The following is a 22,454-nucleotide window of genomic DNA, read 5'->3' as shown; positions in this document are numbered from 1 at the left end:
TATGAAGGAAGCTGTTATTGTTTCAGCAGTGAGAACACCAATGGGTAAAGCCCATAAAGGTTCTCTTGCAAATACACGTGCAGAAGATTTAGGAGGTCTTGTTGTTGAGGAGGTTGTTAAACGCACCCCTGGATTATCTGCGGAAGAAATTGAGGATGTCATTATTGGTTGTGCCATGCCTGAAGGTGAACAAGGATTAAATATGGGACGTATCGTAGCTTTAAGAGCAGGATTACCGGATACAGTGCCTGGTTTAACGATTAATCGTTTTTGCTCTTCTGGTTTACAGTCCATTGCTTTTGCAGCAGAACGAATTATGAGTGGATTCTCAGATGTGATTGTTGCAGGTGGGGTAGAAAGCATGAGTCATGTACCTATGTCAGGATTTAAACCTCAACCAAATCCTTATTTGGTAGATCATCGTCCAGAGGTATACATCTCTATGGGGAATACAGCGGAGAATGTAGCAAGTGAGTATGAAGTATCTCGTGAAAAACAAGATGCTTTTGCTGTAAGTAGTCATCAAAAAGCAGCGGCAGCAATTGAATCTGGAAAATTCAAAGAAGAAATTGTTCCTGTTCCAGTTAAACAGATGATTATAAATGATGCAGGTAAAAAAGAAGAAGTATCCTTTATGTTTGATACAGACGAAGGTGTTCGTGCGAGTACAAGTGTAGAAGTGTTGTCTAAATTAAGACCTGCATTTTTACTAGGAGGTTCCGTAACAGCAGGAAACGCTTCTCAAATGAATGATGGAGCTTCAGCAGTTGTAGTTATGTCTAGAGAAAAAGCAGATCAATTAGGGTTAAAACCACTGGCTATTTTCCGCAGCTTTGCTGTTGGAGGGGTAGGTCCAGAAGTTATGGGAATTGGTCCTGTAGTTGCGATTCCAAAAGCATTAGAGCTTGCAGGATTAACGTTAGACCAAATTGATTTGTTTGAAATCAATGAAGCTTTTGCAGCTCAAGCTCTTGCTGTAATGGAAACATTAAAAATTGATCCAGCTAAGGTAAATGTAAATGGAGGAGCGATTGCATTAGGTCATCCACTTGGATGTACTGGTTCAAAACTTACTACAACATTGATACATGAAGCAAAACGTAGAAATAGTAAATATGGTGTGGTTAGTATGTGTATTGGCGGTGGTATGGGCGCTGCAGGAGTATTTGAATTTGTTTAAAATAAAATCAAATAAAAAGCATTTTTTACTTTTACTTTTTTAGTACTATGATCTCTAAAAAAGTAATAACAATTACCATAAAAGTTTAATCAGAAAATTTCAGACCCGAAATGTATTCGATCCAGCCTTTGCGCTGGGTCGGTTATAAATTGCCACTTTTATGTGTGGTACAAACAACTATTATGTGTGTTATAATTTTGAGGAGGAATTTACGATGATCAAAGATGTTGCTAAAGGTGGAAGTTATTTATTAGGTGATGTGGATGCTTCTTCGGTTTTTACACCTGAGGATTTTTCAGAAGAACATAAAATGATAGCAGGAATGACAGCTGACTTTGTAGAAAATGAAATAGCACCAGTAGACGAAAGAATTGAAACACAGGACTTTGATTTACTAGTTAATTTATTACAAAAAGCTGGAGAATTAGGTTTATTGGGGGCTTCAATTCCTGAAAATTATGGAGGAACCAATTTAGATAAAATTAGTTCTACCTTAATTGGTGAGAAACTAGTTCGTGGTAGTTCATTTGCTTTAAGTGTGGGTGCACATGTAGGGATTGGAACTCAACCCATTGCACTTTTTGGAAATGAGGATCAAAAATCTAGATATTTACCTTCACTTGTAACCGGTGAAAAACTAGCTGCATACTGTTTAACTGAACCATCCTCAGGTTCAGATGCATTAGGAGCAAAAGCAACAGCAGTTTTAAGTGAAGATGGTAAACATTATATCCTAAATGGAACAAAACAATTTATTACTAATGCAGCATTTGCTGATGTATTTATCGTATATGCAAAAGTGGACGGTGAAAAATTTACAGCATTTATCGTGGAAAAATCATTTGAAGGAGTATCTACTGGTCCAGAAGAAAAGAAAATGGGAATTAAAGGTTCCTCAACACGTCCTCTAATATTAGAAGATGTGAAAGTTCCTGTAGAGAACTTATTAGGTGATATTGGTAAAGGGCATGTAATCGCATTCAACATTTTAAACTTGGGACGTTATACTTTAGGAGCAGGTTGCGTAGGTACTTCTAAATGGGCGATAGATTTAGCTGTAGAGTATGCACAACAAAGAAAACAATTTGGTAAAGCCTTAGTTGAATTTCCGCTTATTCAGAAAAAGATTGCAGATATGGCTGTTTATACTTATGCAGCTGAAAGTGTCGTATATCGTACAGGTGGATTAATGGATGATGCTTTAAAAACATTAGATGTAAATGATGAAAACTATCAGAAAGATGTAGTGAAAAAAGTTGCAGATTATGCTTTAGAATGTTCTGTTAACAAAGTGTTTGCATCAGAGTGTTTGGATTTTGTTTCAGATGAAGCAGTTCAAATTCATGGTGGTTATGGATTTACACAAGAGTATAAAGTAGAGAGAATTTATAGAGACTCTAGAATTAACAGAATTTTTGAAGGAACTAATGAAATTAACCGATTATTAATTCCAGATATGTTATTCCGTAAAGCAATGAAAGGCGAATTGCCTATGATGGAAGTAGCAGCTAATTTAGAGCAAGAGCTAGTAGCCTACATGCCACCTATGATTGACGAAGATACACCATTAGAAAAGGAAAAAGCAATGCTGGCATCTGCTAAAAAGATCTTTTTAATGGTTGGTGGAACTGCTGTTAAGAAATATAAACAAGCTTTACAAGAAGAGCAAGAAATTTTAGAAATCATATCTAATTTAGCGATACAAATTTATGCATTAGAATCTGTGATATTAAGAACAGAAAAAGCGATTGCTAAAGATGGAGTAGAGAAAGCAAAACAAAAATTAAATCTCACTACTACATTTGCGCATGAAACTTTCACTAAAATCGAATTAATGGCTAAAGATGGAATTGTTTCAATGGATGATGGTGATTCAGCATTAATGGTTCTTTCTATCCTAAAGAAATTAGTTCGTTTTAAACCTAAAAATTTATTAAACATTAAAAGAGAAATAGCTGATAAGATCATTCAATCTGATCAATATTCAGTTTAGGTGGCAGTATGAATGGCAGCATGAACCAAAAAGAATGGGAAGCCTTTCAAAATATGTTAGCGGAAAAAGTGAAGGGCACTTTTATGGAACTCTTAAATAGTGAAGTCACAGAAATAAAAGACAATCAAATTTTTGGTTCCTTTAAAGTAGAACCCATACATCTTAATCCAAATGGTATCATACACGGAGGCGTTCACGCTTCCGTGTTGGATAGTATCATGGGGCTGGCTGTGGTTGTAGCTCGCCCTAATGATAACTTAGTGACTACCACGTTAAACATCCATTATTTAACTGCTTTAAAAGATGGAATGTTAAAAGTAAGTGCAAAAGTTATACATCAAACAAATAATACCCTTACAACTGAGGGAGAAATTAGAAGTGATGATGGGCAGCTTGTTGCGAAAGCAACAGGCTCATATCGAGTGATTAATAAATAAAGGTGGGTGATTCTATGGGTCCATTAACTATAATTCAGCTTTGTGCATTTTTATTGCTCACTGGATATGTTTTCTATTTGTTTTATCACATCATGTATAGTCGATATTCATTTATTAAATTAGGAAAACAAGAGTCATTAGAGCCTGAATATAAACAAAGGTTCAAACAGATTGCAGTAAATATGTTTGGTCATAAAACGTTATTAAAGGATAAAAAAAGTGGTTTGATGCATTTGGTTATGTTTTACGGATTTATCCTGATACAATTTGGTGCAATTGATTTGGTTGGTAAAGGATTAGTACCAGGCTGGCATTTGCCATTAGGCTCATTTTATCCAATCTTTGTATTTATTCAGGAAATTACAGTTCTACTTGTATTATTAGCTACTGGTTACGCTTTTTACCGTCGATATGTTGAAAAGTTAGCTCGTTTAAAACGAGGCTGGAAAGCAGGTATCGTAATCTTATTGCTTTCAAGTTTAATGCTTTCTATCATATTGGCAGGAGGCTTGGAAATGATATGGAAAGGGCATGAAGCGAGTGCTCTTCAACCCATTAGTTCCCTATTTTTATTGGCATTTTCTTGGATGGGAAGCAGTATTGCTGGGGTATTGTTTTATGTTTTTTGGTGGATTCATTTATTGATTTTATACACATTTTTAATTTATGTACCGCAGTCTAAACATGCTCATTTGTTTTTTGCACCTATTAATGTCTTTATTAGAAAACTAGGTGTACCAGGCAAATTGAAAAAAATTGATTTAGAAGATGAAAATGCAGAATCTTTTGGTGCTGGAAAAATCGAAGATTTCACGCAAAATCAACTTGTAGACTTGTATGCGTGTGTAGAATGTGGTCGTTGTACAAGTGTTTGTCCAGCTGCGTCAACCGGAAAGATGTTATCTCCGATGCATTTAATTACTAATATGAGAGATCATCTAACCAACAAGGGGGCAGCAATTACATCCCGTACACCTTGGATGCCTGCTTTTGCATTTGGAGGAACAACAGCCAATGAGCTAGCAGCTTCTACTGAAACTGAACTAGATACACCTTTAGTAGGTGAAGTTGTTACGGAACAAGAGCTTTGGGCTTGTACTTCTTGCCGAAATTGTGAGGAAGTATGTCCTGTTGCCAATGAACATGTAGATAAAATTATGGATATGCGTCGTTATTTAGTATTAACGGAAGGAAGCCTGCCTGCGGAAGCGGCTCGTGCATTAAACAATATCGAAAGACAGGGGAATCCTTGGGGACTTAACCGTTTAGATCGTAAAAATTGGATAGATCAATTGGATGATCAAAATAACGTGTTAGAAGTACAAGAAACTGAGTCTTTTGAATATTTATTTTATGTAGGTTCAATGGGTTCATACGATAAACGTTGTCAAAAAATTTCTGAAGCCTTTGTTAATATTATGAATAAAGCAGGCATCACCTTTGCAGTTCTTGGAAATGAAGAGAAGAACTCGGGAGATACTGCTAGACGTTTAGGAAATGAATATTTATATCAAATGCTTGTAGAAGAAAACGTAGAATTATTTAAAAATCATAACGTCAAAAAAATAGTCACAATTGATCCCCATGCGTTCCATACGTTTAAAAACGAGTATCAAGATTTTGGTTTACCTGAGGATGTTGAAGTATATCATCATTCACAACTCATTTCAAAATGGATAGAAGAAGGTAGAATTCAACCTAATAAGTCCATGATGGATAAAATCACTTATCATGACCCTTGTTATTTAGGACGTCATAACAATGAATATGAGGCTCCACGTCAAGCTTTATCCTCTATACCTGGAGTAGAACTTGTAGAAATGGAACGTTCAGGAAGCAACAGCATGTGTTGTGGTGCTGGTGGTGGAATGATGTGGATGGAAGAAACAGAAGGAACAAGGGTGAATAATGAAAGGACAGAACAGGCATTACAAACAAAACCTGATCTGATTGCAACAGGTTGCCCGTATTGTCTTACCATGGTTGACGATGGATTAAAAGCGAAAGATGAAGAGAGAGTCCAAGCGAAGGATATCGCTGAGATTATCTCTGAGAGCTTAGTGGGTTAAAAAGATTTTGAAATTATGATATAAGAGTTACTGTAATAATAAAACCTGTGGATGGCAGATTGCATTCACAGGTTTTTATTTTTCTGCTTTTTTTATGTCAATAAGGAGCACAAAATGACAGGTTTAAACTGAAATTCACTGTTAAACTTAATATTGACGTTGAGGGGGTAAATTTATGAATATGCTTCAAAGTATGAATGAATGTATTGATTATATTGAAAAGAACATGAATCAAAAAATAGAACTATCTGTATTAGCAAGTAAGTCACTCAGTTCTAAGTTTCACTTTCAAAGAATGTTTCATATGTTAACAGGTTATACAGTAGCTGAATATATACGAAAACGGAGGCTGACATTAGCCGCCCAAGAACTGACAGATACGAAAACTAAAGTGATCAATGTTGCTTTAAAGTATGGGTATGAAACACCAGAGTCATTCTCAAAAGCTTTCCGGAGAGTGCATGGCATTTCCCCTTCACAAGTAAGGGAATCAGACGTTTCATTAGTCGCCTTTCCACGAATCACATTTCATATTTCTTTAAAAGGAGAAAAGGAAATGAATTATAAAATTATGAAGAAAGACAGTATTAAAGTCATAGGAAAAGGAATAAAAGTGCCAATGGTGAAAGAGAAGTCTAGAGAACATATTTTAAAATTTAGAGAGGAGATGCGACAAGAAAGTGTAGATAAACATATTCTTTCTATTACAGGACAAATGGATCTACTAGGTGTAATTATGGACATAGATCATGAAAAAGAAGAATTCACTTACTTTATTGGTGCAATGATCTGTGATAAAGAGGATTTGGAAAATTATGAACAAAAAGAGATTTCTTCTGCTTCATGGGCTGTTTTTGAATCCATTGGTGCGATGCCAGATGCAGTTTCAAAAGTATGGGATCGCGTCTATTCAGAGTGGTTTCCTTCAACTGGATATGAGCAACTCGCAGGAGTACCTGAAATCGAGTTGATTCCTCCAGGTGATGATACAAACCCAAATTATCGATGTGAAATTTGGATTCCAATAAAAAAGAAATAAATTATATAGATATGAATTAAAAACTGATTATGGAGGAATAAGATGAAGGTAACTACAGGAATTGAAATGTTCGAGATCGAAAGAAAAGACTTTTTGGGGCAGGATGTGATAATACATCCTACAGTGATTAGGGATAAAGAAATGGCTGTATTGATAGACACTGGTTTCCCAGGTCAAAAAGATATTTTTCTTGAAGAATTTGAAAAAGCATCTGTACCTTTTGACCTTCTAAAAAAGATCATCATTACTCATCATCATTTCGACCATACAGGAAGTTTACCTAGTATTTTAGAGGTGTCGCATCATAATATTCAAGTTTTATCAAATGAATTAGAAAAACCATATATTCAGGGAGAAAAAGATCTGTTAACAGATGAATTGCTGGCTCAAATGGAATCTTGGCCAGAACAATGGCGTAATGACTTTAAATCAGAATTATCCAATCCACCAAAAACTAATGTTCACAAAATAGTGACAGATGGTGAAGAGTTACCTTATTGTGGAGGAATCATTGTCATCAATACACCAGGTCATAGCATAGGACATATTAGCTTGTATCATAAACAAAGTAAGACTCTTATTGCTGCAGATGCAATGGTTATTCAAGATGGTGTGTTAGAACTAAACCAGCAATCTATGGATATTGAATTATCTCAAAAATCATTGAGCAAGTTCACACAATATGATATTGAAACTGTTATTTGTTATCACGGTGGTTTAATTAATGACAATGTAAATGAACGTATCGCTAAATTGGTCCTTTCTTAATACACTATACTTGATTTTGTTGGATGATGTCCATAATTTGGAACATAATCTCGGCCTAAAGTTGTATTTAAAACTAATCCTTCTGAAGGTGGTTAATAGGGCTTTTAATAACTATGATGATTATATAACCCCTCAGGGAGAGTTTATATATAGATGCGAAACAAGGTGGGAGATTATTGGAGAATAAAAACGCATATACAAAAATGCTTAAAAACAATAAAGAATATAAAAAACTATTTTATGCTCAAACGACGAGTACAATTGGTGATTGGTTTAGTACCATAGCTTTATTAACTTTTGTTTATGGGATTACAGAGTCACCCTTAATGGTAAGTTTAACACTCATTAGCAAAGGGGTTCCTCAATTATTGTTTAGTCCGTTTGCTGGTGTTTACGTTGATAGAAGTAATCGAAAAAAGATTTTAATCATTACGGATTTGATTAGAGCTATCATTGTATTAGGCCTTCTTTTTGCTGAAAGTTTTATATATTTGGTTTTTATTGTGAATGCTTTAATGGCGATATGTTCTACATTATTTAATCCAGCAAGACAAAGTATAATCCCCAGGATGGTTAGTAAAGAAGAATTGCCTGTAGCCAATTCATTGTCAAGTTCTATGCAGGCAATCTCTGCTATTCTTGGTTCTAGCGTAGGAGGAATTGTATTAGGTTTTCTAAGTCCTAATATCGCTTTTGTATTAAATAGCATGACTTTTATTATTTCAGCTGTATTTATACAATTTACTGAAATCCCTCAAGCAGAGAAAAAACAAAAAACAACTAAAACTAGCTTCCTTAAAGATATGATAGTTGGTTATAAATTTATCATTCAGACTCCTATTATTTTAGGTTTGATTTTAGTAGGTATGTCTTGGGGGATTGTAGGTGGAGTTTATCAAATTCTGCTCACAATTTATGGTTCTGATGTATATCAATTAGGTGATAATGGAATCGGTATCTTATATGCAATACAAGGATTAGGGGTGTTAATTGGGAGTGTTTTTGTAGCTAAGTATATATCATCAGATACAGAGAAGATGAAAAAATATTTTGGATGGTCTTATTTATTACAAGGCATATTTTTTATTTTGTTTGTTCTTTCTGTAAATATTTTTATTGGACTTATATTTCTTTTATTGATGCGAGTAGCAGGAGGGATTATAATCCCATTAGACTCAACTCTAATTCAGAATTATTCACCTGATGAACAGATAGGGAAAGTTTTTACATTGCATTATGCGGTTTATGGATCATTATTTCAATTATCTATGTTTTTAACAGGGATTTTACTAGACTATTATTCTCCCCAAGTCATAGGTGTAGCTTTTGGGATGATTTGTGTACTTACAAGTAGTATTTGGCTTGTTCTTTTATATCGTAATAAGCTAGGTGTTTCTGTTGTTGAAAGTTGAAGCATATTGGTTAGTAAAGGACTTACTTGGTATGACATATAACTTCATTTAAGAGGTATTAATGACCACCATGAAAAATTTAATGAAAATTTCTATTAATATTTTGGAATGAGTTATATAATATGAGTTAAACATTTGAGTTAGTTAATATAATGAGTAAACGCGATTTCATGGATTGATTTTACATTTATTTAATAAATGCAAAGTTATGATCAAATGATTATGAGTGTAAAAAGTGGGTGAGAAACATGAAGAAGATATTTATGTTTATCTTAGTTGTTGTAATGATGAACGTATTATTAATTATAACTAATCCAAATTTAGAAGATTATAAAGAATATATGGCTCAAGAAGATGAAAGGCTCGGAATAACGACCCCAGACACTCCTAAAATCATAATTGAACATATTAATTTCTATCTATTTTCTACCTATACCCCTTTTATTGAAGTAATTGATGAAAATGGAGTAACTCATCTAGGGATTTTGGGCAAATTCTTTAAAGTGTCAGATGGACAATTTGATTATCCATGGTGGTTAGAACCATTTAACTGAAATAGAAACAAATAAATTCACTTTAATTGGGAGCGTACTTTAAAATTGAAATACATTGAATTTGGAATAGGTAATACTTGGTTAATAAGAACTGAAACAGAATTAAACAATGGTACAGAATTTGAAGAAAAAGGAATTGTTGATCCTGTAAAGTTTCACTCCGTATACTTACGTATTTGGGTTGGAAAAACGGTATATATTTTAGATTTAAAAAGAGGTTTTCAAAAAGGAACGAAGGATCGTAATAAATTCAAGTTTATTTTTGGAGTTACAAGTAGGTAATATGGCTAATTTAACTGTTCATTAAAACCAATATATAGGATGTGATTGTATGAAAGAGAGAGTTTTAATCACTGGTGCAGGTAGGGGGCTTGGATATGAACTAACTAAGTCCTTTTTTAATACTCATTATGAGGTATACACAATTGTTCGAAATATTGAACATGCAGTAAATCTACAAAAAGAATTCCCAACTTGCAAACCGATTATCACAGATATCACAGAGGATCAATCCATTAATTTCATTCATTCACAGTTGAAAAAACATACTGATGTAATAGATATTGTAATAAACAATGCAGGTATATCTGGTAAAGAGTATAAGTTTGAAAAGGTAACAGCATCCGAAATAAATGAAGCGATTCAAGTACATTGTGTTGGGGTGATTAGAGTTGTACAGGCCACATTACCTTTATTGAAAAAGGCTTCAAATCCTAGAGTGATAAATGTTTCTTCACGTTTAGGCTCTTTAGCGAAAATGGCATCTGGTGAGTTTAAAAAAAGAAAGTTTTCTTATTCTTATCGCGTAACCAAAGCAGCGCAAAATATGCTCTCCATATGTATGAGCAATGAATTAGAAGAGTACGGAATTAGTGTGAATTCTATTCACCCAGGTAAAATTAAAACAAGAACTGCAGCTTCAGATGCAAATCTTGAACCGTATGAAGCAGCACAAAATATTTTCAAATGGATAAAAGACCTAAAGAAGAATGAATCAGGTTTATATGTAGAGCCTGGTATTGGAAAGTTACCTTGGTAGGTCACATTTAATGTTTAATAGTATATCATTAATCAAAATAAGTGTTTATTGCAATTTTAACAATTTTGAATGTAATAGGAGGAGTTTATGAATATCAAAAGATTAGATTCAATACATGCTGAAATATATAAAAAACTTAGATTAAAAGGTTTAAAAAACCATCCTTCTGCATTTGGTTCAAGTTATGAAGAGGAAAAAGAATTTACTGTAGAAGTATATAAAAGTAGATTACAATCGGAATCTATAACTCTTGGTGCATTTAAAAGTGAACAACTAATTGGAATAGTGACTTTGGTTAAAGAAAAGAAAAATAAATTAAAACATAGAGCAAATATCTATGCTATGTATGTTGATTCTGATTATCATGGTATGGGGATTGGGAAAAGTTTAATGATAGAAGTAATAAAAAAAGCAAAAGAATTAGATGAAGTTGAACAAATTTATTTGAGTGTAAATAAAGAGAACGAAGCAGCAAGAAAACTGTATAATTCTATGGGGTTTGAAACATTTGGAGAAGATAAAAGAGCTTTAAAAATAGGAGATACGTATTATGATGAAGAACATATGATGTTGTTTTTATAATAAATCATTTTGTTTTCACTAATGTTATTTATAAGTGTAGATTACATACTAGAAAAGAGGGTATATATGAAATTAAGTCAATTGTTTGAAGGGGAGAAGTTAAAATTAACATCCATTAGAGAAACAGATATTCCTCATATGTTGAAATGGTATGAAGATGCTGATTTTTTGAATTTATTTACTGCAGAAGCGGCATTCCCAAAGCAAGCTTCTGAAATAAAAAAGTGGATTGAATCCACTAATTCCAATGAATACCGCTTTGCTGTAAGGTTAAGAGATTCAGATCAAATCATAGGGATAATAGAAATAGATGGAATACTGTGGAATCACCGTACGGCATGGATATCCATGGCCATTGGAGATAAACAAAATTGGTCAAAAGGTTTTGGCACAGAAATGTTAACACTTGCACTTCATTATGCATTTAGTGAACTTAATTTATATCGCTTACAATTAACCGTATTTAGTTATAACGAACGAGCAGTTACTCTATATGAAAAACTTGGATTTAAAAAAGAGGGAGTTTACCGTGAGTTTCTTGAACGTAATGGTAAACGTTATGATATGTATTTATATGGATTATTAAAAGATGAACATAATCTTGAATCGTGTATTTAATTCCCTGCACAACAAGATAGATTTTTTGGATCTTTATCAAATGCAAGAGAGGTTAATTTAAGCCCTTCAGCCATTGTAAGATATGGGGCAAAGGTTTCATTGATGTTATCTATTGTTAATCCAAATTGTACAGCTAGTGTAGCTGCATAAATCATTTCACCAGCGTTTTCTGCAACAACCTGTACACCTAGTATTTTATTCGTATTTTTTTCAGCTACTATTTTAATTAACCCTTCTGTATTCAAATTAATGATTGCTCTAGGTACATTTTCCATTGATAAAATAGATGTTTTTATAGGGATATCGTTTTCTCTTGCTGTTTGTTCAGTAATACCAACTGATGCAATCGAAGGATTAGTAAAAATCACAGATGGAATCACACTCGAATTATTTTTTCGTTTTGTGGTTCCAAATGCATGATCTGCAACAATACTTCCTTGATGTGCAGCGGTGTACACAAATTGTGCACTAAGAAGTACATCTCCAGCGGCATAAATGTTTTCTACATTAGTTTGCATGTATTCGTTAACTAGAAGTTCTCCTGACTCACCCAAAAAATGTACTTTTGTATTTTTCAGATTAAGGTTACTTGTATTTGGAGATCTCCCTGCAGCCACAAGTATCTCATCTGCTTCAATGATTTGATCCTCACCTTGAATTGTAATGTGAATCCTCTTCATGGTTCCTTTTTGTTCTATTTTTTTATATGTTACGCCAGTTAATAGTTTTAAATGTTCCCCTTTAAAAAAACTAGAAACTCTTTTCGATATTTCTGAATCATAAGAAGGTAATAAACGATCATTACGTTTAAGAAGAGTAACCTTAGAGCCTAAATTATGAAACATTTGCCCAAGCTCAAGACCGATATAACCTGCTCCAATGACAACCATTCGATTAGGGATTTTTTCTAGATTCATAGCAGAAGTACTTGTTAAGTATTTTACATCTTTTAGTCCCGTAATGTCTGGAATAAATGGGGATGCCCCTGTAGCAATTAAAATAATATTTGAGGTAATCCTTTTGTCATTTACTTCAATCGTATGTGAACTTATAAATTTAGCCTCACCTCGAATGAACTCAAATCCGTATTGATCAATTAGATTCTCATATTTTTGCTGTCTAAGTGAAAAAACAAGTTCATCCTTTTGAGATATTATACTTTTAAAATCAATATGTTTTGTTTCACTTCGCAGACCTTGGACGAGATGATGTTGAATTGTATGATTAATGTTCCCAGCCTGTATTAACGTTTTAGATGGTATACATCCTATATTCACACATGTTCCACCAATAGTACCTTTTTCAATCATCACTATTTTTGTATTGTATTGAGAAGCTTGAATTGCAGCTGAAAATGCAGCAGCTCCAGAACCAATAATGGCAAAATCAAAATCAAATTTATCCTCTTTCAATATACTCACCCTTCCTATAGTATTCTTAAAATCAATCTTTTGAATTTTTTATGACTATGATTTCTTATATGAAAAGTATGTTAATCCGATAAAAAATACGATTAATGGAATAAGGAAATAATCAATGAACCCAATCCATGTACTGAGACCTATTGCTCCTAATGTGATAACAAGTAAGGGGGTAAAGCAACAAACAAGAGTGATGAATGTTCCTACTAAACCAAAAATAAATGTTTTTTTGTTGTTCACTATTGCACCACCTTTTTCTGTTAACTCTCTTCTAAAAGTGAATCTACGATGGGACATTCAAACATTTCTTTTTCATCTGGACAACGTTGTTTCAATTCTTCTAACAAATTTTTAGCCTTCGTTAGTTCTTTCATTTTTTGTTCAATATCACTTATTTTTTGAGATGTGAATTCATACATGTCTCGACATTTTAAATTGTCCTTATCAATAATACCGAGCATTTTATCTATTTCTTTGATGCTAAAATCTAATCCTTGTAATCTTTTAATGAATTGTATTCTTTGAATTGTACTTTCTGGATACAATCGATACCCCGATTGGGAACGTGGAGGTTCAGGGATGAGGCCAACACGTTCATAATAACGGAGTGTTTCTTTGTTAATAAAACAAGCCTTTGCTATTTCACCTGCTTGATAACTCATGTTCGTTCACCTCATAAAAAAGTATAAACCCTGTACCTAGGTACAGGGTCAATAGTTAATTAAGTATTTTTTAAACTTTTCTTTCGTATTAGTAATGGTTGTTTATTATTTTATTGCAGCATCTAATGCAACTTCAATCATATCACTAAAAGTTGATTGTCTTTCTTGAGAAGTTGTTTCTTCCCCTGTTAAAATGTGATCACTTACAGTTAAAACAGAGAGTGCATTAACATCAAATTTTGCAGCTAAAGTATATAGAGCAGTTGTTTCCATCTCAACTGCAAGTACGCCGAAACGAGCTAACTTTTCAAATTGTGCATTATCATTATAAAATTGATCTGCAGTAAATACGTTACCCACTTTTAAATTTAATCCTTTTTCAACGCCAGTGTCATAAGCTCTTTTTAAAAGGTCAAAGTTCGCTGTTGGCGCATAATCAATAGCTCCAAATTCAATGCGATTCATTTGAGAATCTGTGGTGGAGGTCATGGCAAGAATGACATCACGTACTTTTACATCTTTCTGAATTGCTCCACATGTACCTACTCTGATTAAATTTTTCACACCATAACTTTGAATCAATTCATTTACATAAATAGAAATAGAAGGAACACCCATTCCAGTTCCCTGTACAGAAATACGTTCATTTTTATATGTACCTGTAAACCCTAACATGCCGCGAACATTGTTATAACAAGAAATATCTTCTAAGAAGGTTTCTGCGATATATTTTGCGCGTAATGGATCACCTGGTAACAGTATCGTTTCCGCGATTTCATTTTCTTTTGCCTCAATATGTATGCTCATTTTTAACAATCCTTTCTCGTTTTCAATAGGTAGTTATCATAACCTTGCTTAATCAATGTATCATAATCGTTATACTGATTCAAATAAGACATAAAATGAACAAAATTTCCCCCTGTTTTTAAATGTAGATCTGTTTTATAGTTTAAATTAGAAGAATGAATAAGTACGACTTTGATAAAATATTTGAGGTGAAAAATGTTGTTTATATATAACGCAAATATTGTTAGCATAACAGGAGTAATTGAAAGAGGGGCAGTTTTCATACATGAGGGAAAAATAGAACAAGTTGTTGAAAATCATGATGTGGATTCTTTTTTGGTGGATAAACCAAATGTGAAACGTGTGAATGCTGAAGGAGCTTGGTTACTTCCAGGTTTTATAGATGTTCATGTACATGGTGGTAATGGTTTTGACTTTATGGATGCTAGTCTGGAATCTCTACAAGGAATAAGTGAATTTCATGCTCAATATGGGACAACGACAATGCTTGCTACAACCGTTACCTCCTCCAAAGAAAATATTGAGAAGGTGTTGCAATCAGTTGAGAGCTCACAGGAAAAAGGACTACCTTTTGCACAAATCATTGGCGTACATTTGGAAGGTCCTTTTATAAATCCCAATAAACTAGGAGCCCAAAACCCAAATTACGTTGTTCCACCTCAGATAGATTGGCTAAAAGAATGGATTGATAAATTCCCAGGGGTGATCAAAATATTAACCCTTGCTCCAGAGAGAGAAAAAGCTGTTGAGATGATTCAATATGGGGTAGAACAAGGTATTGTGATGGCGTGTGGACACTCCGATGCAGTTCATGAGGAAATGGAAACTGCATACGAAGCGGGATTAACTCACTCCGTACATATGTTTAACGCAATGAGTGGAATTCATCATAGAGAACCAGGCGTAGTTGGAAGTATTTTAATGAATGAAGGGGTAAGCACAGAAATTATAGCAGATGGAGAACATGTTCACCCAATTTGTATTGATTTATTAAGCAAATTAAAAAATAAAGATAATCTATTACTCATTACGGATGCGATGTCAGCAGCTGGCTTAGGGGACGGGATCTATAATTTGGGAGGATTAAATGTTGTAGTGAAAGATAACGTAGCAAGATTAAAAGAAGGAGGGAATCTTGCAGGTAGCAGTTTAACGATGATAGAAGCTTTTAAATATATGGTTAATAAAGTTGGTCTGACTGTCCCTGAGGTTAGTAAATTAGCTAGTTATAATCCTGCAAAACGGCTAGGAATGGAAGATCAAATTGGAAGTATAGATGAAGGTTTGCAAGCAGATTTGTTATTGGTATCAAAAGATCTGCATATTGAGAAGGTATGGAAAAAAGGGGGATTATTGAAATTTTTGTTTAATAAATGAAAAATCTAAATATATAAGTTATAATGTTTAGATCAGCATTAAACACAAAAGGTGGGTTATGATTATGGCTGGACCAATAGGGTTTACTTTGGCATTCGTTATATGGATTATTTCTATTTTTATGATTACTAAAATCTCCAAACGAAAAGAAACGAATATACATATGTTATGGAAGGTCATTGTGTCTTTGTTTGGACCTTTCGGTGTAATCGTATATTATTTTAAAGTTAGAAAAGTTTGATGCTTTACAAAAGACTTCTCCATTCTGTTCATTTGAATCTGAACATGATGGAGTTTTTTTTGTTTTAAGATTTCATTTTGTTTTTAAGAAAAGAATAAATTACTATCGCGGTTTACATATTGAGAAAAAATAATAGAAAATACGTTACAATGGGTGTAGAAGAACAAAAAGTTGCACCCGATAGCTATTGGATTTCTACTCTTTAACCAAAGGAGATTTCACTATGAAAAGAAGAATCTATCAGATAAAGAGATCATACAATTATTTGGTCCAACAGATGATGAAATTATTCGAGGTTTTATTCAAAACAAAAAACTTACAAATGAAGCAGTTGAAAGGTATTACTCTTCATATCAAAAAGCACATAGAGACATCATGCTTAGTTCTAGTGAAATTATTAAAATGTTAAAAGATTTACTTGGCATGAGATTAAGAATGGGAATTATTACTGGAAAAAGCAGAAGAGGTTTGGATATTTCATTAGATCAACTGAGTATGACCTCTTTGTTTGAGACAACGATTGCTGGAGATGAGGTTCAACAACCAAAACCAAATCCTGAGGGTATATTAAAAACAATGGAAATGATGAATTTGAAAAAGGATGAAGTTATTTTTGTTGGTGATAGTATCGCAGATATTAGAGCAGGTAAAGCTGCAAATCTATTAACAGTAGGAGTACATTGGCTTTCAACAGTACAAACAACTCATTTTGAAGAAGAGCCAGATTACTATTTTACAAACACAGTAGATTTTATTAAGTTTATTAAGAGTTTATAATTAATAAAGAAAATTTGGAATTGTGACTACGTAATAAAGGAGATGTGCATTTTGGAGAGCTTTACAGAACAGGTTCTTAAAATCATCAAACAAATCCCATCAGGAAAAGTTATGACTTATGGACAAATAGCTCAGTTAGCTGGAAGTCCAAGGGGAGCTAGACAAGTTGTTAGAATCCTTCATTCCATGAGTCAAAAACATAAACTCCCTTGGCATCGAGTGATCAACGCCAAAGGTGAAATAGGCATTGCTGATGAAGAATTATTTTTCATTCAAAAAATGTCACTTGAAAGTGAAGGAATTAAGTTTAATACTCATCGAACTTTAAACCTTGCGACATATCAATATCATCCTGAAGAAACTTATTAAAGCTCGATCCAAAATCTATTCACAATATTTCCACTTTCCTCAACATAATCCGTATCAGGCACGCCTCCATTATTAAAAATGGTTTTTTTAGAAGCCAAATTATTATAATCACAAGTAACAAGCACTTTTTGGATTCCTAATTCTCTGGCTTTTTCCAATGATAGAGCCAACATTTTAGTAGCATAACCTTTACGCCTTTCCGAAGAACAGATACCGTAACCAATATGTCCACCTATGTTCAATAACTTTTCATTTAGTTGATGTCGAATATTTACCGCACCTAATATTGATTTATCCTCATCTCTTACTAGCCAATATGTTGTATGAGGCACAAATTGCGCTGGAATATTTAATCCTTGAGCTGAATCAAGTAAAAATTGAATCAAGGTATTTGGGTCTTGCCGAATAACAAAAGGAACATACTTCTCACCACTATTTACCCAATCTTGATAAAAAGATAAATATTCTTGTTCTAATTCTACAGTGGGTTTACTTAAATAAACTTGATTCATGGTTATCCTCTCCTAAAATGATTTTCCAAATATTCTAACATAATAAGTTGCTACAAAGTAAAAAAAGTTTCTTTTAAAAGGATTTTTATGTATAAGTACATTATTATCCAATTTTTTGTAAAAAATAAATGAAATGAATCACCATTAAAAAGTATAAAAAATTGGGGGATTTCCTTTGAAAAAAACGATCATCATACAAAGTATTATATTGTATATCATCTCTATATTTTGGGTACCATCTTCAGCAATTGCATGTTTTTGCATTGAACCATCCTTTGAAGAAGCGGTCTCGCATTCTGATATTATTTTTAAGGGAAAAGTATTAGAGATACAAGCTCAAAACAAAGGTGAAAATATGTCTGCAACTCCCGTATTGTTTGAAGTAGCTCAATCGTATAAAGGAATAGAGCAATCTCAAGTAATTATAAATGTAGACATGGGCACAAGTTGTAATTATCCTTATCCCATTGTAGTTAGTGAGGAGCATCTTATTTATACAAATTTAGATGATCAAGGCAACTACTATTTGCATCTCTGTGTACGAGGTTTTCCTTTAAATGAATTTCAAGCAGTTGAGGATTTATCAAAATTAGGTGAAGGTAAAAAACCTACTGATATGATTGATTTATCTAATCAAAATGAAAATACAGGATTGGATATTCGTTACATTTTATTTTTTAGTATTATTGGGATTATTATTTTCTTTCTTATCAGAAGAATCGGTAAAAGTAATAGAGATTAATATTGTTATCATAGTACTTATATAGAAAATTTTCTTTTTAAAAAGCCACTCTTATCTTTTGTTTTTTTAGAAATATAAGCAAAGGATAGGAGTTTATAGTATATTATAGGATTTCTTTGTTATTTTAATAAATTGGATTATTTTTCCTAGAATAAGTCATTGTTAGCATTTAATTATTATGATACTTTTACATATATAAACATCTTTGGTGTTCTATCTTACGAAAATTTTAAGTACTTATAGATGAGTACTTGAAAATTTTTCGATAATATCAAGTTTATTATTTGGAGGTGAACATTCAGTTTTATTGTACCACTATATGTATATGAGATTAGGTATTTTGCTTTATAGAGTAAATTCATAGAGTTTTTTACCTTATGTTAACTTCTAATAATCAAATCATAAATCCTTAAGAATACCCTTTATTATTTCCTTCTATATGCCACTCACCACATCTAAGTATCTAATCACTTGGATTTCATTTAATTATTCTATTATTTAATGCACATTATGCAATTGTATTTTAAAAAAGATAATGAAAATCTATGGATTTTATTTCAAAAGTTAGATGATACATACCTATTGTCTCAATTGGGGACATGAATCAACCTAACAAGATTTTCCCTCTTTCTTCAATATATAAATTGGTCATCTTTATGATCCTCTAATAAAGCTAACTTTTGCTTTTCATATAGTGGAAAATAATATGATAGTAAGGGAGAAGATATTTTATGTTTAAAAAGTCTGTAAAACGAATTAATATGATAACTATTCTTAGCTTGCTTTTTTCAATTATATCGTTATATAGTGTTGTCGTATCAGCGCCCGTAGATACCACGGGTGATGGTTTATTTGCAGAGTATTTTCCAAATCAGAATTTATCAGGTACACCGAGTTTTACACAAATTGATTCTAGCATTAATTTCAACTGGGGGCAAAGTGGTCCAGGTAGTGTAGGAAGTGAGAACTTTTCCATACGTTGGTCTGGAATGGTGGAACCTAGATACTCTGAAATTTATACCTTTTATGGTACAACAGATGATGGGGTTCGTGTATGGGTAGATGGTCAGTTAGTGATTGATCGATGGGCTATTCAACCTGCTACTGAAATAAAAGGTAGAGTAGAGTTGGTTGGAGGGCAAAAAGCGTATATTACGGTTGAATATTTTGAAAATGATGGAGAAGCTTCGGCTCAATTAGCTTGGTCAAGTGATAGTCAGACAAAAGAAGTCATTCCACAAGAATTACTATATTCTGAGGGAGATGGATCTCCTGTTCCACCTCCAAGAGATCCACCGCCATTTCCTGAACCAGACTACTATTATACAGGAAAATATTCACCTCCAGATGGAAAAGCACTTTTAATTATTGGTCAAGATTTAGCAGCAGTGGAAGGTTATGTGGCAGATCCTGATTTACCTGTTCCAGCAGGAACTACGACGTATTGTGATATTTCTGAAGGAAATCAAGAATATCTTTTATATGGTTGTAGTTTGGATGAAAGAATTGATTATGGTTCTGGTCCTATAAATATGTTTGATAACTTAAGAGATTATCCAAATTCTGTGTTACAAATGGGATTGTATATTGTAGACAATACAGGAGCGAACTTAACACATATTGTTGATGGTACTCATGATCAATATATTGATCAATTGGGGAATTCTTTTAAGGAAGATGGTCGTCCAGTTTTTCTAAGAATTGGATATGAATTTGATGGCCCATGGAATCACTATAATCCAAAGCAATTTGTGGATGCATGGAGATATATTGTAGATCGCTTTGAATTTCTAGGTGTAGATAACGTATCTTATGTATGGCAAGCTTCCACTTGGCAAGTTACAACACCAATTGAGAGTTGGTATCCTGGTGATGAGTATGTAGATTGGATGGGGGTTTCGTTCTTCCAATATGTTCCTGCGCCATATGATCAGATGCTTGATTTTGCAAGAGAGCATGATAAACCGATAATGATTGCGGAATCAACACCACAAGGATATCATTTAGATACGAATTGGAATTTTTGGAATGGTGATGTGACTGATGAGCAGATCTGGAGCTGGTATCAGTTAATTTTTTCTTGGATTGAAGAGAATCGAGATGTTGTTCGGGCACTTTCCTACATTAATAATGATTGGGCAAATCAAGAGATGTGGGGAGATTTATGGGGAGATACGAGAATAGAAACTAATGATTACATTAAAACAAAATGGTTAGAAAAAATAAATAATGGAATGTGGATGAATGCTTCACCAGATTTATTTGAAATATTAGAAACAGGAGTACCAGTAGATGATACTGAAGCACCTACAGTTCCAGGTAATCTAACTTCTGATGTAGTAACAGATATTTCTGTAACTCTATCTTGGTCGCCTTCAACAGATAATTATGGGGTGTCCGGCTATGATATTTATAGAGATGGAAATTTAGTAGGATCATCTAACAGCACTGATTTTACCGTTACTGGTTTATCTCCTGATACGACTTATACTTTTACTATCACAGCGAAGGATATATCAGGAAATGTTTCAGGTGAAAGCAGCCCACTATTAGTGACTACAGCAGGGCCAGACATACAACCACCAACAGTCCCGACTAATTTAATTACAACTGAAGTAACACAATCCACTGTTAACCTTTCATGGAATGCATCGACAGATAATCTTGGGGTTTCTGAGTATGATGTATATATGGATTCAAACTTCATTGGTTCAACATCAGATATATTTTATGAGGTGAATGGTCTTAATGCAGATACAAATTATGTATTTACAGTTTCAGCAAAAGATGCTGCTGGTAATGAGTCTGGAGAAAGTGAACCTTTAAGTGTAACTACAGAATCACCAGATACAGAACCACCAACTGTTCCATCTAATTTGAATGCAAGTGAAGTTACTCAGTCAACTGTCAATCTTAACTGGACAGCATCAACAGATAATGTGGGTGTCGTTGAATATGATGTATACATGGATTCAAGTTTAGTAGGTTCTACAAGTGAATTATCATATGATATAACTGGTTTAAATGCTAGTACAACTTATTCATTTACAATCATTGCTAGAGATGCAGCAGGCAATAGCTCCATAGAGAGTATTGCCCTTAATGTAACAACGGATGAAGCACCAGCGGGAGATTTCTCACAAGGTGTAAACACATTAAGTAATTCACAAGTACAGATTTGGTTTGTTCCAAATGGGTATACACCAAACTTTGTGACATTACACTACAGAATAGATAATGGTACACAACAGAATTATTTCTTACAATATAATGGAAGCAGTGATCGATGGGAGTATACGATTAATAATGTTCCAGTAGGTTCTTCAATTAGTTATTATTTCACTTATGAGATGAATGGCCCTCAATATGAATCTCAGTCCTATATATTTGAACACGTGGGCGATGGGACACCGAATATTGATTTCACTTCTAATGTAGAAGCTATAAGTGATTCACAAGCTCTTATTTCATTCGAACCTAACGGCTATACTCCAAATTTTGTAGTGGTGCACTATAGGGTGAACAATGGAGATGAACAAAACTACTTTTTAAATGATGTAAGTGGTGGTGATCGTTGGGAATATACGATTTCTAATTTATCACAAGGGGATGTAGTGGATTATTATTTCACATTTGAAAAAAATGGCCCTCAATATGACTCGGAGCATGATGATTATATACATTCAAGTTAACAACTCATTTGTTTAATTAAAATAGTTATCCAAAAACTCCTGTGCAATCAGATAAAATCTGTGGCATAGGAGTTTTTATTGTGCAAAAAAATATAGTATGTTTAAACACTTTTGTTTGTTCTAATTTAAATTTGTAAATAATAAAAACGACCTAGAGTTTTTA

23 protein-coding genes are annotated in these 22,454 nt (G+C 33.3%); 18 read left to right on the top strand and 5 right to left on the bottom strand.

What is annotated here, in order from left to right; genetic code table 11:
* The first annotated feature begins 1 nt into the window (after nucleotide 1).
* The 12 genes from EPK97_RS03740 (at nucleotide 2) to EPK97_RS03685 (ending at nucleotide 11,691) form a co-directional block, all read left to right on the top strand.
* Entirely contained in the window at nucleotides 2–1,180 is a 1,179-nt protein-coding gene (locus EPK97_RS03740) for an acetyl-CoA C-acyltransferase (RefSeq protein WP_162035240.1), read from the top strand.
* A 214-nt stretch (nucleotides 1,181–1,394) separates the two neighbouring features.
* A complete protein-coding gene (locus EPK97_RS03735) occupies nucleotides 1,395–3,173 on the top strand; it encodes an acyl-CoA dehydrogenase family protein (protein ID WP_162035239.1) in 1,779 nt (592 codons plus the stop codon).
* An 8-nt stretch (nucleotides 3,174–3,181) separates the two neighbouring features.
* A complete protein-coding gene (locus tag EPK97_RS03730; protein WP_162035238.1) occupies nucleotides 3,182–3,610 on the top strand; it encodes a PaaI family thioesterase in 429 nt (142 codons plus the stop codon).
* 14 nt (nucleotides 3,611–3,624) lie between these two features.
* The gene (locus tag EPK97_RS03725) at nucleotides 3,625–5,679 is read left to right on the top strand and encodes a (Fe-S)-binding protein (protein WP_162035237.1); all 2,055 of its coding nucleotides are present in this window, start codon (nucleotides 3,625–3,627) and stop codon (nucleotides 5,677–5,679) included.
* A 175-nt stretch (nucleotides 5,680–5,854) separates the two neighbouring features.
* On the top strand, nucleotides 5,855–6,718 hold the full coding sequence (locus EPK97_RS03720) for an effector binding domain-containing protein (protein WP_162035236.1): 864 nt from the start codon (nucleotides 5,855–5,857) through the stop codon (nucleotides 6,716–6,718).
* 42 nt (nucleotides 6,719–6,760) lie between these two features.
* Nucleotides 6,761–7,486 (top strand): MBL fold metallo-hydrolase, encoded by a 726-nt coding sequence (locus EPK97_RS03715; protein ID WP_162035235.1) that lies wholly within the window; start codon nucleotides 6,761–6,763, stop codon nucleotides 7,484–7,486.
* A gap of 203 nt (nucleotides 7,487–7,689) precedes the next feature.
* Complete coding sequence (locus EPK97_RS03710; RefSeq protein WP_162035448.1) at nucleotides 7,690–8,898, top strand: MFS transporter; 1,209 nt, start codon at nucleotides 7,690–7,692, stop codon at nucleotides 8,896–8,898.
* A 248-nt stretch (nucleotides 8,899–9,146) separates the two neighbouring features.
* Nucleotides 9,147–9,452 (top strand): DUF4359 domain-containing protein, encoded by a 306-nt coding sequence (locus EPK97_RS03705; protein WP_162035234.1) that lies wholly within the window; start codon nucleotides 9,147–9,149, stop codon nucleotides 9,450–9,452.
* 45 nt (nucleotides 9,453–9,497) lie between these two features.
* Nucleotides 9,498–9,734, top strand: a complete 237-nt coding sequence (locus EPK97_RS03700; protein ID WP_162035233.1) for a DUF3977 family protein — start codon at nucleotides 9,498–9,500, stop codon at nucleotides 9,732–9,734.
* Between the two features lie 49 nt (nucleotides 9,735–9,783).
* Nucleotides 9,784–10,491, top strand: a complete 708-nt coding sequence (locus EPK97_RS03695) for an SDR family NAD(P)-dependent oxidoreductase (RefSeq protein WP_162035232.1) — start codon at nucleotides 9,784–9,786, stop codon at nucleotides 10,489–10,491.
* Between the two features lie 87 nt (nucleotides 10,492–10,578).
* On the top strand, nucleotides 10,579–11,073 hold the full coding sequence (locus EPK97_RS03690; protein WP_162035231.1) for a GNAT family N-acetyltransferase: 495 nt from the start codon (nucleotides 10,579–10,581) through the stop codon (nucleotides 11,071–11,073).
* A gap of 66 nt (nucleotides 11,074–11,139) precedes the next feature.
* Nucleotides 11,140–11,691: a GNAT family N-acetyltransferase gene (locus EPK97_RS03685; RefSeq protein ID WP_162035230.1), complete on the top strand. Its 552-nt coding sequence runs from the start codon at nucleotides 11,140–11,142 to the stop codon at nucleotides 11,689–11,691.
* Here the strand turns inward: EPK97_RS03685 and merA are convergent.
* The 4 genes from merA to deoD form a co-directional block, all read right to left on the bottom strand.
* Complete coding sequence (merA, locus tag EPK97_RS03680; protein WP_162035229.1) at nucleotides 11,688–13,103, bottom strand: mercury(II) reductase; 1,416 nt, start codon at nucleotides 13,101–13,103, stop codon at nucleotides 11,688–11,690. The genes EPK97_RS03685 and merA overlap by 4 nt on opposite strands.
* A gap of 54 nt (nucleotides 13,104–13,157) precedes the next feature.
* A complete protein-coding gene (merF, locus tag EPK97_RS03675; protein WP_162035228.1) occupies nucleotides 13,158–13,352 on the bottom strand; it encodes a mercury resistance system transport protein MerF in 195 nt (64 codons plus the stop codon).
* Between the two features lie 20 nt (nucleotides 13,353–13,372).
* Entirely contained in the window at nucleotides 13,373–13,774 is a 402-nt protein-coding gene (merR, locus tag EPK97_RS03670) for an Hg(II)-responsive transcriptional regulator (RefSeq protein ID WP_162035227.1), read from the bottom strand.
* A 105-nt stretch (nucleotides 13,775–13,879) separates the two neighbouring features.
* Nucleotides 13,880–14,581 carry a purine-nucleoside phosphorylase gene (deoD, locus tag EPK97_RS03665; protein WP_162035226.1) on the bottom strand — a complete coding sequence of 234 codons (702 nt, stop codon included), beginning with the start codon at nucleotides 14,579–14,581 and terminating at the stop codon, nucleotides 13,880–13,882.
* Between the two features lie 195 nt (nucleotides 14,582–14,776).
* Between deoD and nagA the strand changes: the two genes are divergently transcribed.
* The 4 genes from nagA (at nucleotide 14,777) to EPK97_RS03645 (ending at nucleotide 17,345) form a co-directional block, all read left to right on the top strand.
* Nucleotides 14,777–15,958 (top strand): N-acetylglucosamine-6-phosphate deacetylase, encoded by a 1,182-nt coding sequence (nagA, locus tag EPK97_RS03660; RefSeq protein ID WP_162035225.1) that lies wholly within the window; start codon nucleotides 14,777–14,779, stop codon nucleotides 15,956–15,958.
* Between the two features lie 64 nt (nucleotides 15,959–16,022).
* A complete protein-coding gene (locus tag EPK97_RS03655) occupies nucleotides 16,023–16,199 on the top strand; it encodes a PLDc N-terminal domain-containing protein (protein WP_162035224.1) in 177 nt (58 codons plus the stop codon).
* Between the two features lie 171 nt (nucleotides 16,200–16,370).
* Nucleotides 16,371–16,976: an HAD family hydrolase gene (locus tag EPK97_RS03650; protein ID WP_162035223.1), complete on the top strand. Its 606-nt coding sequence runs from the start codon at nucleotides 16,371–16,373 to the stop codon at nucleotides 16,974–16,976.
* Between the two features lie 42 nt (nucleotides 16,977–17,018).
* On the top strand, nucleotides 17,019–17,345 hold the full coding sequence (locus tag EPK97_RS03645; protein ID WP_162035222.1) for an MGMT family protein: 327 nt from the start codon (nucleotides 17,019–17,021) through the stop codon (nucleotides 17,343–17,345).
* Here the strand turns inward: EPK97_RS03645 and EPK97_RS03640 are convergent.
* Entirely contained in the window at nucleotides 17,342–17,857 is a 516-nt protein-coding gene (locus tag EPK97_RS03640; protein ID WP_162035221.1) for a GNAT family N-acetyltransferase, read from the bottom strand. The genes EPK97_RS03645 and EPK97_RS03640 overlap by 4 nt on opposite strands.
* Nucleotides 17,858–18,032: 175 nt before the next feature.
* Between EPK97_RS03640 and EPK97_RS03635 the strand changes: the two genes are divergently transcribed.
* Nucleotides 18,033–18,599, top strand: a complete 567-nt coding sequence (locus EPK97_RS03635; RefSeq protein WP_162035220.1) for a hypothetical protein — start codon at nucleotides 18,033–18,035, stop codon at nucleotides 18,597–18,599.
* Nucleotides 18,600–19,330: 731 nt separating this feature from the next.
* Nucleotides 19,331–22,291: a fibronectin type III domain-containing protein gene (locus EPK97_RS03630; RefSeq protein WP_162035219.1), complete on the top strand. Its 2,961-nt coding sequence runs from the start codon at nucleotides 19,331–19,333 to the stop codon at nucleotides 22,289–22,291.
* The last annotated feature ends 163 nt before the right edge of the window (nucleotides 22,292–22,454 follow it).

This window comes from Chengkuizengella sediminis (genome assembly GCF_010078385.1).
Lineage (GTDB): Bacteria > Bacillota > Bacilli > Paenibacillales > KCTC-33759 > Chengkuizengella > Chengkuizengella sediminis.
Note: the sequence above shows the minus strand (reverse complement) of the source record. Positions and strands in the feature narration are given on the sequence as shown.

What these genes read in the sequence shown, in the direction of transcription:
- nagA (WP_162035225.1), top strand. Translation starts at nt 14,777, where the DNA reads ATGTTGTTTATATATAACGCAAATATTGTTAGCATAACAGGAGTAATT.
- EPK97_RS03725 (WP_162035237.1), top strand. Translation starts at nt 3,625, where the DNA reads ATGGGTCCATTAACTATAATTCAGCTTTGTGCATTTTTATTGCTCACT.
- EPK97_RS03695 (WP_162035232.1), top strand. Translation starts at nt 9,784, where the DNA reads ATGAAAGAGAGAGTTTTAATCACTGGTGCAGGTAGGGGGCTTGGATAT.
- EPK97_RS03645 (WP_162035222.1), top strand. Translation starts at nt 17,019, where the DNA reads ATGTGCATTTTGGAGAGCTTTACAGAACAGGTTCTTAAAATCATCAAA.
- EPK97_RS03710 (WP_162035448.1), top strand. Translation starts at nt 7,690, where the DNA reads ATGCTTAAAAACAATAAAGAATATAAAAAACTATTTTATGCTCAAACG.
- EPK97_RS03630 (WP_162035219.1), top strand. Translation starts at nt 19,331, where the DNA reads ATGTTTAAAAAGTCTGTAAAACGAATTAATATGATAACTATTCTTAGC.
- EPK97_RS03740 (WP_162035240.1), top strand. Translation starts at nt 2, where the DNA reads ATGAAGGAAGCTGTTATTGTTTCAGCAGTGAGAACACCAATGGGTAAA.
- EPK97_RS03715 (WP_162035235.1), top strand. Translation starts at nt 6,761, where the DNA reads ATGAAGGTAACTACAGGAATTGAAATGTTCGAGATCGAAAGAAAAGAC.
- EPK97_RS03730 (WP_162035238.1), top strand. Translation starts at nt 3,182, where the DNA reads ATGAATGGCAGCATGAACCAAAAAGAATGGGAAGCCTTTCAAAATATG.
- deoD (WP_162035226.1), bottom strand. Translation starts at nt 14,581, where the DNA reads ATGAGCATACATATTGAGGCAAAAGAAAATGAAATCGCGGAAACGATA.
- EPK97_RS03720 (WP_162035236.1), top strand. Translation starts at nt 5,855, where the DNA reads ATGAATATGCTTCAAAGTATGAATGAATGTATTGATTATATTGAAAAG.
- EPK97_RS03685 (WP_162035230.1), top strand. Translation starts at nt 11,140, where the DNA reads ATGAAATTAAGTCAATTGTTTGAAGGGGAGAAGTTAAAATTAACATCC.
- EPK97_RS03640 (WP_162035221.1), bottom strand. Translation starts at nt 17,857, where the DNA reads ATGAATCAAGTTTATTTAAGTAAACCCACTGTAGAATTAGAACAAGAA.
- EPK97_RS03690 (WP_162035231.1), top strand. Translation starts at nt 10,579, where the DNA reads ATGAATATCAAAAGATTAGATTCAATACATGCTGAAATATATAAAAAA.
- merR (WP_162035227.1), bottom strand. Translation starts at nt 13,774, where the DNA reads ATGAGTTATCAAGCAGGTGAAATAGCAAAGGCTTGTTTTATTAACAAA.
- EPK97_RS03705 (WP_162035234.1), top strand. Translation starts at nt 9,147, where the DNA reads ATGAAGAAGATATTTATGTTTATCTTAGTTGTTGTAATGATGAACGTA.
- EPK97_RS03655 (WP_162035224.1), top strand. Translation starts at nt 16,023, where the DNA reads ATGGCTGGACCAATAGGGTTTACTTTGGCATTCGTTATATGGATTATT.
- EPK97_RS03735 (WP_162035239.1), top strand. Translation starts at nt 1,395, where the DNA reads ATGATCAAAGATGTTGCTAAAGGTGGAAGTTATTTATTAGGTGATGTG.